Below are 11,961 nucleotides of genomic sequence, written 5' to 3' on the forward strand. Positions count from 1 at the left end.
CTACTTCAAAAATTTCAAGTCCTCTTGAGTAGTTATCTTAATATTGTCATAATCTCCCAAAAGAATCTTTATTTTACCCTGTATTCTCTCGACTAAAGACGAATCATCTGTTCCTAAAAATCCATTGTTTTCTGCATCTTCATAAGCCTTTTTCAGAATCTCTCCTCTAAATATTTGAGGAGTTTGTGCTGCAATTAAATGACTTCTTACAGGTGTATCAACTATTTGTCCAGATGAATCAATAATTTTTATAGTATCTTTAACTGGAACCCCAACAACAACTCCTGCTAATGATGTATCACTATTTAAAATATCTAATGCCTCTTTAAAATATCTAGCTTTTAAAAATGGACGAACCCCATCTTGAACAGCTATTATATTTTTAGAATCACAATATTTTAAAGCTGAGTGAACAGAGTTTTGACGCTCTGCTCCTCCAGCTACAACTGCTACAACTTTATGTATTTCAAAGTTTTTGCAGTGCTCTTTTACAATATCTATATTTTCTTTTCCAGTCACAACAACAATCTCTTTTACTGATGAAGTTTCTTGTGCTACTTGAAGAGAGTGTATAAAAAGTGGTTTTCCTTCATATTCCAAAAATTGCTTTGGATATCCAAGTCCCATTCTCTTTCCAACTCCTGCTGCTGCCACTACTAGAGAGATATTCTCTACTTTAGAGTCACCACCGTACATCCAAGTCCTCCTTCATTATGCCCACCAGTTCTATAGTCCTTAACATATCTACAAGTTCTTAAATAATCTAAAATTCCAGCTCTTAGAGCTCCTGTCCCTTTTCCATGCACAACATAAATCTCATTATATCCATTCATAAGTGCTCTATCCATATATGTTTCAAGCTCATGTATAGCTTCTTCTACAAGTTTTCCTCTTAAATCTATCTGAGACTTAACAGCAGTCTTTTTATGTCCTGTTATTGGTCTGTACTCTTTTTTCTTAGGTTCAATTACAATTTTAACATCATCCATAGAAACTTCAAGTTTAAGTATTCCAGCTTGAATATGTACAGTTTCTTTTGATTTATTTATCTTATTTACAATTGCATATTGATTTATACTGTTTACAAATACTCTATCTCCAACTGTATAATCAACTTTTCTTGCAACTTTTGCTTTTGCTTCTACATTTTGTGTTTTTTCTTCTTGAAGAGATGTTCTTAACATATTTAAACTCTTTTGAACATTTTTAAGATCTTCTTTCTTATTCTCTTCTTTTTGAAGTTTATCAACTAGAGCTGCTGCCTTATTTTGCATCTCTATCATCATCTTTTCAGCTTTCTCATAAGCTTGCTTTAAGATGTCATTTTTTTCTTTTTCTAAAACTCTTAACTTCTCTTCGTATTCGTTTTTATCTCTTTCAGCTTTTTCTCTAAGCTCTCTAACTTCTTCTTGCATCTTTTCTAAGCTATCAGATTTATCTTTGATATTACTTATCATTTTCTCTACTTTTTTATCCTCGTCACTTATGTAAGAACGAGCCTTATCTATTATCTCTTCAGAAACTCCAAGTCTTTTAGCAATAGTTAATGCATTACTCTCTCCTGGGATACCTATCAGTAATCTGTATGTAGGAGAAAGAGTCTCAACGTTGAATTCCATTGAAGCAGTCTCTATCATCTCTTCATTATACCCGTAAGCCTTTACCTCACTGTAGTGAGTGGTAATTATTGACTTACACTTCTTATCCTTCAGATAGTCTATTACAGCCATTGCAAACGCTGAACCTTCCATAGGATCTGTTCCTGAACCAAGCTCATCTAAAAGTACTAGTGAAGCTTTAGTTGCTGAAGTTAAAATCTCTTGAATATTTTTCAGATGTGCAGAGAAAGAAGAAAGTGATTGCTCTATACTTTGCTCATCTCCGATATCTGCATAGATACCACTAAAGAATCCAATACTTGTTTTCTCATCAGCAGGAATTGGTATACCAGATAATGCCATCAGACTAAGAAGTCCAGCAGTTTTTAAAGCTACTGTTTTTCCTCCAGTATTTGGTCCTGTGATAAGAAGTGTATTGTATTCTCTTCCAATTTCAAATGTTAGAGGTACAACTACGCTACTATCTATAAATGGATGTCTTGCTGAAACTAAAGACAGTGCCTCTCTATTATTTATCTCTGGAACTGTGCATTTTTTTTCAATGGCATAAAGTGACTTACCATTTAGTACATCTAGCTCTAAAAGAGCTTTTCCTATCTCTTCAATAGTTTTAAAGTTAAGTCTAATTTGATCTGTAAGTCTAAGAAGAATTTTTCTAATTTCTTCTCTTTCTCTTACATCCAGTTCTCTCATTTTATTATTTAGAGCAACTATTGAAATTGGCTCAATAAATACTGTTTGTCCACTTGATGATCTATCGTGCTCTATTCCCTTTATTAAACCTTTGAAATCAGTCTTTACAGGAATTACACTTCTTCCATCTCTAGTTGTCACTATCTTTTCTTGGATAGCTTTTGAATAGTTTGCATCCGTAAACATCTCATCAAATTTTCTTTTTATATTTCCAGCTAAAGTTTTCTTTTGGAATCTTAAATCTCTTAAATCTATTGATGCGTCATCTTTTATATTCTTTTCATTGTCTATAGCTTTTCCAATTAAGTCTTCTAGTAACTTTAGAGTGGGTACAGGCATGAATTTATTTCTTAAATCTTTATATTTTTCTAATTCTTCCAATCTAGTTTTGAATATTCTAAAAATTCTTAGGTTTATATTTATATTCCAAAGATCTTCTGGATCTAAATATGTTCCCATAAGTTGAGTTTTTTTAGCAATTCCAATGACATCTTTCATTCCAATTGGTTCAAACCCACCATCAAACTTTAAAAAATCAATAAAATCTTTTACAGTTTCCAATTCTTTTTTTAAGATATTTTGATCTTTAAAAGGTTCTAATGTTAATATTTTTTCTTGGTTTTCATCTATCACCATGTAGTTTGCAAGCTCTTCTCTTAGCTTATTAAACTCAAGGACTCTATAACTATGATTATTCATATTTTTACCATCCTATCTATTGCATTTTCTTGTGATATTATACCATAATATATAATATTATAAAACCTGCTCGAATAAAATTAAAAAAGACTTGATATTTTTCTGTTAGAGTGATATAATAATTTGCATGTTCATAAGAAAAGGAGGTGCTACAGAATGCAAAGATGTGAAATTACAGGAAAAGGAATTATTTTCGGAAATCAAATTTCTCACTCTCACAGAGTTACTGGAAGAGTATGGAAGCCTAACCTTCAATCTACAAAAATCGTTATCAACGGTGTAACTGTTAAAGTTAAAGTTTGTGCTAAAACTTTAAAGACTTTAAAAGGAGCTAACGAAGTTGAAGTTATGCAAATTCTTAAGGCTAATGCTGAAAATTTAAGTGATAGACTTTCTAAAATTTTAAGTAAGTAATTATATGGCCTATAAAAAAAGACAGCTTTTCCATAGCATGTCTTTTTTTTATTTTTTGTAGCCAAATGCCAAATAGATGAAAAAGAGGCTGAACTTTTATGTTCAGCCTCACTACTTTTAAAATATCAATTTACTTTTTCCCCATGTCCCATGGTCGTATTTAGTATCTCCATCTCCATCTAGCATAACTAAAGTCATTTCTTTGGCTTTTGAAATATCTAAATCTACAAATTTTGCTTTTGCTGAACTCTTCATAACGCCACTATCAAAAACCTTTTCTCCATCTAAATAGATTTCAAAAATAGCTGCTCCTCTATAACCAACTACTTCTCTATCCATACCAACATACGATTGGAATCTTTTATAGTTTTTCCCTTCTAATTTTACGTTGACTTTCGAATTAGATAAAACACTTATTGCTTTATCAAAAGCTACTACCTCGCCATTTTCAAGTCTAAGTGTCGGTTTATTTTTAGCAATGGTCGTATCTTTATAAATAGAATCATTTTTTAAATTTAAATCAGAAAGATAAACAAAAGTTCTACTTGAATCACTTAAATACTTATTGATTTTTAAGATACTTCCCTCTTCAGTTTTTATATTATTTTGACTAATAGCCATGAGATTATCATTTTTATCTATCCCTTTTAGCTTAAAAGAAAAAGAATGAACGTCTCCAGCTTTGATTTGATATTTATCATGTGGTTTTGCTCCCCATGAATTATCTCCACCTACTCCCATTTGCTTTCCAATAATTCTTAAAACAACATCATCTTTTTTAGTAAGTTCAAAAGGATGTCTTTTCCCACTTGATAGTTCTTCAGGAGTATAATATAGAGCATTAAATTCTATAGGATTAATCCCTGATACAAATAGTCCAGCTTTACTTTTATTAGTTAGAGTAAACCATCTTACATCACTTCTATTTCCAGTTTCAGAAGGATTGATATAAGGAATGAAGAAATCTTCTACATTTTTATTATAAACTCCAATGTCATATCCGGTTTTTCTATCCACATAGTTTTCTTCAGGCCCTCTTCCATACCACGTAACACTATCATAGCTATTTGGTATCTCAGTTATCATACTAAACTCTGGAATCTCTGGAAGAGACTTAGGACTATGCAGAGTATTGGAAACTATTATTTCTCCATCAGCAGTAATAGTATAACTAGTATTTAATATTGAAGGTTCTTTGGTTGGAATTTCAATTTCTAACTCAACTTTAACTATTTTGTCATTTAAATTTGAAATTTCATAATTTAGTACCTTTGCATTTTTACCAGCATGTCTCCATGTATCAAGTCTTTTTAAAGCATCATTTCCTCTATCATTATCATTTGGAGCTCTCCAGAAATTAAAGATAAGAGGAGATTTTAGAAACTCTTTTTCATTATATGATAAACTTTTTATTCCTCCATTTGTTTTATCAATAACCACTTTAAAGTTTCCACCTGTCGTTTCAATTGTATTATTCAAATCCTTATAATTTAAATTCTCAAAATCATCAAAATCCAGACTGAAATGACTAACAGGATTATTATATTTAAACTGTTCACTAGCAACTATATAACCTTTTTTAGCCCAAGTTGAATTAGACTTTAAAGAAAAATTAACATTTAAAAAGTACTCATTACCAGATTTCATAGAGAACTCTTTTATTGGTAATTTTACACTTTTAGAACTCATAGGCATAACATCTATGCTGAATTTTCCAGATTGAATAACCTTTCCATTCTCTATAAGTTCCCAGTTCCCTGAATAGTCGTTTAAGTTTGTAAACATATATTTGTTAGATAATCCAATTATTCCCTTAGATAAATTAACTTCTTTTAACCCAATATTTTGGAATACTTTTTTTACTTCCTTCATTTCTGGTTGAACAGTTCTATCTGCAAAAACTAGTCCATTTGCGGAGAAGTTTTTATCTGTAAACTCCTGATCTCCCCAGTCACCACCATATGCAAAATACTTCTTCCCTGTCTTTGGATCAATTGTTTCAACAGCTTGATCAACCCAGTCCCAAATATATCCTCCGTGGAATATTTCATTACTTTCCATAACATCCCAGTAGTCTTGTAAATTCCCGATACTATTTCCCATTCCATGAGCAAATTCACACTGGATATATGGTTTTTTATTATCAGGATATACTAGATATGATTTCATCTCTTCAATTGTTCTATACATTCTACTGTAAATATCTGTGACATCTCTTTGTGGCTCATAGTGAGTTAATCTTGTAGGATCTTTCTCTTTTACCCATTTTGCTGCTATTTCAAAATTTTTACCCGTTGATGACTCATTTCCCAACGACCATATAATAATTGAAGGCTCATTTTTACTACGTTCAACCATACCTTCTTGTCTATCTATAACAGCAGGTGTCCACTCAACTCTATCTTGAGGAATCTCGTCTAGTCGTCCATGAGTTTCTAAATTTGCTTCGTCCATAACATAAAGTCCATACTCATCACATAAATCATACCATTTAGGATCATTTGGATAATGAGATGATCTAACAGTATTAATGTTATTTTGTTTCATAAGCATGATATCTTTTATCATAGTTTCTTCACTCACTACTCTTCCAGTATCACCAGAAAATTCATGTCTATTCACACCTCTTAACATGAGTTTTTTCCCATTTACCATAATTTTATTATCTTTAATTTCTACTTTTCTAAATCCAATTCTGTTACTAACAGTTTCAATAATTTTACCTTTTGAATCCTCTAAAGCTAAAACTAATGTATAAAGATTAGGATTTTCAGATGACCATTTTTTAGGGTTATCTATTTTTTCATCAAATGTTAAATTCTCTTTTAAATTATCCCCCTTTATTTGAATTGTTTTACTAAAAGATTTAATCTCTTTATTTTTATCATTAAAAAGTTTACCTATAACCTTATAGTTCCCCTTTGTAAAACCTTCTTTTGTAGCAATTTCAACTTTTACATTTAAATCTGAGTTTTTATACTCATCATCTAAATTAGTAACTACTGTATAATCTCTAATATATGTTTTAGGTGTGGAATATAAAAATACATCTCTAAAAATTCCACTAAGTTTTATCATATCTTGAGATTCTAGCCAACTTCCATCGCTCCATCTGTAAACTTTTACAGCTACTTCATTTTTCCCCTTTTTTAAATATTTTGTTATATCAAAATCATGTCCTACAAATGAATCTTCACTATATCCAACATAATTTCCATTGATATATAGATAGTAAGCTGATTCTACCCCTTGGAAAGATATATATGTTGCCCTTCCATCCCATTCATTTCCAATTTCAAATTCTCTTTTGTAATATCCTATAGGATTGTAATCTTTGGGTGTATCTGGATAATTGATTGGAGTCTTTTGATATTCCCAAGGATATGCTGTATCGTTATAACGAATTTGATCATACCCATGCAGTTGCCAACTGGAAGGAACAGGTAAAGTTTTCCAGTTTGAAGTATCAAAATCAGTCTTATAAAAATTGACAATATCCTGATTTGGATGATCTACTAAAGCAAATTTCCATTCCCCATTTAAAATTTTAAAATTTTTCGAATTCTTATAGTCTCTATAATTTGGATTTTTTAAAGCTTCCTCTATTGTATTAAAGGATACTTTAGTAACATGGGCTCTTTCTCGGTTATCCTGAAAAACCTCAGGATTATTTGTCCAAAACGGATTGTCCTTAGAATGCGTTCCTGCTTTTATCCCCTCGTGTCCTTTCCCGTGATTGGAACCATCCAAATTATTAGAAAAAGATAAAACAGAAAAAATAGAACAAAATAACAAAACATTTAACTTCTTGATAAACATAAAACCTCCCCCAGAATTTTATCTTTATATTTATTACCTTATTATTTAAAAATTTGCTACCAAAAAATGAAAAAGAGGCCGAACTTTCGTTCGACCTCATTAATTTTTACTTCTCTACTCTTGTGTAAGGAACTAGTGCTATGTTTCTAGCTCTCTTGATAGCTTTAGCTATCTTTCTTTGTAACTTAGCGTTAGCTCCAGTTACTCTAGCTGGATTTATTCTTCCTTTATCAGAAATAAATCTTTTTAAAAGATCTACATTTTTATAATCAATCTCTTCAGCTTTTACTCTTAACTTAGCTCTTCTTCTTCTGAACTCTGCCATTTCGAATTACCTCCTTCTTTAGATTAAACGTTTTTTTTAATTGATTGTGATTAGTCTTGCTTAACTACGATGTATCTGATAACTTCTTCAGTTATGTTAAGTTTTGACTCAACTTCAGTTAATTTAGTACCGTCCATCTCTAAAGTAGTTAGTACGTAGAATCCAGTCTTCTTCTTGTCGATAGGATAAGCTAATTTTCTCTCTCCCCATCTCTCAGATTTAAGAACAGTAGCTCCTGCAGTTGTAAGTATTTTAGTTACTTTCTCTATAACAGCTTCTCTTCCCTCCTCTAATATAGTTGGGTTGATTATGAACATTAATTCATATTTTTTCATTTATTTACCTCCTCCCTATGGTTTTGGCCCAAAGTACGTTGACCTTGAGCAGGGCATTAATAATTCTAACATAACTTATATAGATTTACAAGAGTTTTTTTGATTAATCTTTCTTTCCGCCTCTAATCCAAGGTGGTAAATCAAGTTCAGTTCTCTTTGAATCATCTATTCTAACATTGTTTGTAGCTTCGCTCTTTTTAGAGTCCACATTTATAAATGGCTCGTCTTTTTCTAATTCATTTACAAAGTTATTTGCAATTATAGTTACTTGAACTTTATCTCCAAATGACTCCTCTTCAACTATACCAAACATGATATCATCTGCAGTTTTTCCAGCAGCATCTTTAACTATATTTGCAATTGTTTGTGATTCCATAAGAGTTAAGTTTGCTGAACCAGTTATATTTATAAGAACTTTGCTAGCTCCAAGTATTGATTTTTCTAAAAGTGGAGATGTAAGAGCTTTTTCAGTAGCTTTAACGGCTCTGTTTTCTCCTTCTCCTTCTCCAAATCCAAGAACAGCTACACCTGAATTTAACATAGTTGCTCTAACGTCTGCAAAGTCAAGGTTGATTAAACCTTTTCTTGTCATAAGATCAGCTACACCTTTTATACCTATCATTAAGATATTGTTTGCTTCTTTAAAAGCATTTTGAAGTGTTATTGTTTTTTCTGGAAGTTCAAATAACTTGTCATTTGGTATTATAACAAGTGAATCAACATATTTCTTCAGATGTTCCATTCCCTCATCAGCGTTATTTTTTCTCTTTCTTCCTTCAAAACTAAATGGTTTAGTTACAACACCAATTGTAAGTACACCCATCTCTTTTGCAACTTTTGCTATAACAGGAGCAGAACCAGTTCCAGTTCCTCCACCCATTCCAGCAGTTATGAAAAGCATATCTGTTTCTTCTAATAGGTGCTTTAATTTTTCTATATCCTCTTCTGCTGCTTGTCTTCCAACTTCAGGATCAGCTCCTGCACCAAGTCCTCTTGTCAACTTTTCTCCAAGCTGAATTCTAATATCCGCTAAAGAGTTATTTAAATCTTGCGCATCTGTATTTGCAGCAATATATTCAACCCCATTAACCCCAGATATAATCATGTCGTTAATAGCATTTCCACCAGCTCCACCAGCTCCAATAACTTTTATCTTAACTTGACATTCATTATTTAACATAGTACTCCCTCCAATATTCCACTAAATAAAATTCGAAATCCATTTTTTTATAGCCTCTAAAGCCCCAAAGTTCATCTTAAATTTAGAAACTGACTCTGAACTATTCTCTTCAAATTCATCCCCAAAGCTATTAGGTAGACCTATAATTTCCTTTTCATTCATCTTACGTTGGTTAATTTTTTCTTCTTCTTTTAATCTGTTGTACTCTTCTTCCATAACTTTTAAAAACATTCCAATCGGTGTAGACATTCCTGGTTCCACGTCCTCTAAACCTCTTAGTTGAAGTGGATTAACTCTTCTCACTGCATACCCAGTTTTATTATGAACTTTATTAAACAGGTCGTCTATCACTACTGCTCCACCAGTTAAAACAAGTCCTTTTCCTAGATAACCATTAAATCCTGATTCCTCTATTGTCTGTGTTATAAAACTTATTAAATCACCTGTTCTAGCATCTATTATATTTTTTATATCTTCTATAGAAACCTTCTTAGTGTCACCTATTAAAATATAATCATTATGAATTTCTTTTTTACGAAGCTTTTCTAATACAGCTCCAGCCTCTCCTCTGTTTATTTGGAAGAGATAGCTTATATCATTTACGTAGTGCATACCTCCAAGTGGGAGTGATTTTGAATATATCATCTTGTCATTTTTAAATATTATAATGTCAGTTGAACCCTCGCCTATATCAATAAGAGCTACTCCCATCTGTCTATCCTCTTCATCTAAAGTTGCTTTAGCTGATGCTGATGCATTTAAGAGTATATTTTCTACAACCAGTCCTGCTCTATTTACTACTTCACTTACCATTTCAACTTCCGCTTCGTCCAAAGTTATAAGATGGACATCAGCTTGAAGCTCATTTCCAGTTATTCCAACAGGGTTTTTAATTATTCCAGAATTATTTACTCTTATATTGTAAATCTCTCTTTCAATAACTCTTTCTCCTCTTAAGAATAGCTCTTCTTCAGCTTTTAAAAACAGCTTTTCTAAATCGCTTTGTTCTATATCTTTTTCGTTGAAAAAAATCTTAATATTTTTTGTTCTAGAACGAATATTATTTCCACTCGTTCCTATTGATGCTTTTTCTATTTCTAAACCAGTCTTGGCTTTTAAATCTATCACAGCATCCCTTATTATTTCACTTAAAACTTCAGGATTTTCTATTACTGATTTTTTAATTCCACGACTAGGTCTTTCAACATACTCTATTACTCTTAATTTATCGCCTTCGCTATTTAACTCTCCAAGTAAAAACTTAACCTTAGAGTTTCCAATATCTAATATTAATTTCGTTATATTATTTTTCATCTTTTGCCCCCAAACACTTGACTATAAAATCTTGAAATCTGAGATCCATATACTCAACTTTCTTATTTTTTACAAGATCTAGATATAGCATTTCTCCTGTGAAATATTTATCTCTTGCAACTTCTAGGTTCGTTTTTACTAAAGTCCCATCTGTTAGTATCATAAGAATGCAGTTTTGGTCTTTAGTATAAACTTGCGAAACCATATCTTTTAAGTATCCTTGTTCCATCTTTTCAAGAATTTTAATAAAATTTGAAGTTTCCTCTAAGTTTTTTATATGAAAAATTGGTAAATCTTTTTTCTCTCGTTCATTAATTTTTCCAAAAACTACGCCATCTTCATCTACTAAATAGAACTTACTATTTATTTGTGCGTAGTATTTAACTTCTCTTTCAGCTATATTAAAACTTAAAGAATTTAAACCTTTTTTATCTATTGCTACTTCTTTTATTCTTACGTCATTACTTAGCATTTCTTTTAAAAAATCAATATTTATATCATAAATATTTTTTCCTAAAAGATCTTTCCTTAATTTCTCCATGTCACGTTCTAAACTTGAAGATAATTTTGTGATTTCAACATTTTTAATATTAAAGACAGGTTTTTTTATAAAGTTACTTTCCACTTCAATTAAAACCATAGTTACTAATATAGTCCCTAAAGCCTTAAGTAACATGATTAATTATCCTTTATTTTTGTAAAAGTTTCAACCATTATTCTTGTCAAATCATCAAAAGTATAATTTTTTAAAGTAGCTATTTTTGGAATAAGGCTAGTTTCAGTCATTCCAGGGCAAGTGTTAACTTCTAAAAAGTAAGCTTTCCCATCTTTTAATATAAAATCACTTCTTGAAATTCCTCCAAGATTTAATTCCTCGTGAATTTTCTTAGAAGCTTCCATAACTGCATCATATACTTTTGAATCTATTTGTGCAGGGAACTGATAGTCTGTCATTCCTGTCGTATACTTAGAAGTATAGTCATAAACTCCTGACTTAGGTGTAATTTTCAGTACTCCCATAGCCTCGCCGTTCATAACTCCACAAGTAAGTTCTTCACCTTTTACAAACTCCTCTATCAGAAGTTTTTTATCTTTTAGAGCTTCCACTGCAGCTGTCGCTTCCTCTTTATTATTACAGATGTAAATTCCAACACTTGATCCTTCTTTAGCTGGTTTTACAACAACTGGGAAGTTTTCAATATCTTCTACACTAGTGTAAGTTTTAGGTATTAGTATTCCAATATCTTCAGCTATAAGTTTAGTTAAAACTTTATCCATAGAGACAGCACTTGGAGTAACTCCAGATCCTGTATATTTTTTTCCAAGCATATCTAAAAGAGCTTGAACTCTTCCATCTTCACCAAATTCACCATGAAGAGCAATGTAAGCTAAATCATAATCGTTATCTGTAAAAGCAGTTACTAAATTTTCTGCTGTCAAATCCACTTTGTAAGCGTCATAACCTTGTCTAACAAGACTATTTAATATAGCCGCTCCCGTTCTTAAAGAAACTTCTCTTTCTGATGATGTTCCACCCATAAAAACTGCTATTTTCATCCTTTC

10 protein-coding genes are annotated in these 11,961 nt (G+C 31.4%); 1 reads left to right on the forward strand and 9 read right to left on the reverse strand.

Annotated elements, in window-relative coordinates:
- Both ispD and H3N56_RS06330 read right to left on the reverse strand, forming a co-directional pair.
- Complete coding sequence (ispD, locus tag H3N56_RS06325; RefSeq protein WP_185880397.1) at positions 1-696, reverse strand: 2-C-methyl-D-erythritol 4-phosphate cytidylyltransferase; 696 nt, start codon at positions 694-696, stop codon at positions 1-3.
- Complete coding sequence (locus H3N56_RS06330; protein WP_185880398.1) at positions 672-3,011, reverse strand: endonuclease MutS2; 2,340 nt, start codon at positions 3,009-3,011, stop codon at positions 672-674. Before H3N56_RS06330 ends, ispD begins: the two co-directional genes overlap by 25 nt.
- 156 nt (positions 3,012-3,167) lie before the next feature.
- On the opposite strand from H3N56_RS06330, the gene rpmB reads away from it, so the two are divergent.
- A complete protein-coding gene (gene rpmB, locus H3N56_RS06335; protein WP_185880399.1) occupies positions 3,168-3,425 on the forward strand; it encodes a 50S ribosomal protein L28 in 258 nt (85 codons plus the stop codon).
- Between the two features lie 117 nt (positions 3,426-3,542).
- Here the strand turns inward: rpmB and H3N56_RS06340 are convergent, their stop codons facing one another.
- The 7 genes from H3N56_RS06340 to H3N56_RS06370 form a co-directional block, all read right to left on the reverse strand.
- Positions 3,543-7,244 (reverse strand): glycoside hydrolase family 2 TIM barrel-domain containing protein, encoded by a 3,702-nt coding sequence (locus tag H3N56_RS06340; protein ID WP_185880400.1) that lies wholly within the window; start codon positions 7,242-7,244, stop codon positions 3,543-3,545.
- 106 nt (positions 7,245-7,350) lie between these two features.
- Entirely contained in the window at positions 7,351-7,569 is a 219-nt protein-coding gene (rpsR, locus tag H3N56_RS06345; RefSeq protein WP_185880401.1) for a 30S ribosomal protein S18, read from the reverse strand.
- A 50-nt stretch (positions 7,570-7,619) separates the two neighbouring features.
- A complete protein-coding gene (rpsF, locus tag H3N56_RS06350) occupies positions 7,620-7,904 on the reverse strand; it encodes a 30S ribosomal protein S6 (RefSeq protein ID WP_185880402.1) in 285 nt (94 codons plus the stop codon).
- Between the two features lie 103 nt (positions 7,905-8,007).
- Complete coding sequence (gene ftsZ, locus H3N56_RS06355) at positions 8,008-9,084, reverse strand: cell division protein FtsZ (RefSeq protein ID WP_185880403.1); 1,077 nt, start codon at positions 9,082-9,084, stop codon at positions 8,008-8,010.
- A gap of 21 nt (positions 9,085-9,105) precedes the next feature.
- Positions 9,106-10,398: a cell division protein FtsA gene (gene ftsA, locus H3N56_RS06360; protein ID WP_185880404.1), complete on the reverse strand. Its 1,293-nt coding sequence runs from the start codon at positions 10,396-10,398 to the stop codon at positions 9,106-9,108.
- Entirely contained in the window at positions 10,388-11,074 is a 687-nt protein-coding gene (locus H3N56_RS06365) for a cell division protein FtsQ/DivIB (protein WP_185880405.1), read from the reverse strand. Before H3N56_RS06365 ends, ftsA begins: the two co-directional genes overlap by 11 nt.
- A 2-nt stretch (positions 11,075-11,076) precedes the next feature.
- Positions 11,077-11,955 (reverse strand): D-alanine--D-alanine ligase, encoded by an 879-nt coding sequence (locus H3N56_RS06370; RefSeq protein WP_185880406.1) that lies wholly within the window; start codon positions 11,953-11,955, stop codon positions 11,077-11,079.
- Positions 11,956-11,961 lie beyond the last annotated feature (6 nt).

This window comes from Cetobacterium sp. 2A, from assembly GCF_014250685.1.
Taxonomy (GTDB): Bacteria; Fusobacteriota; Fusobacteriia; order Fusobacteriales; family Fusobacteriaceae; genus Cetobacterium.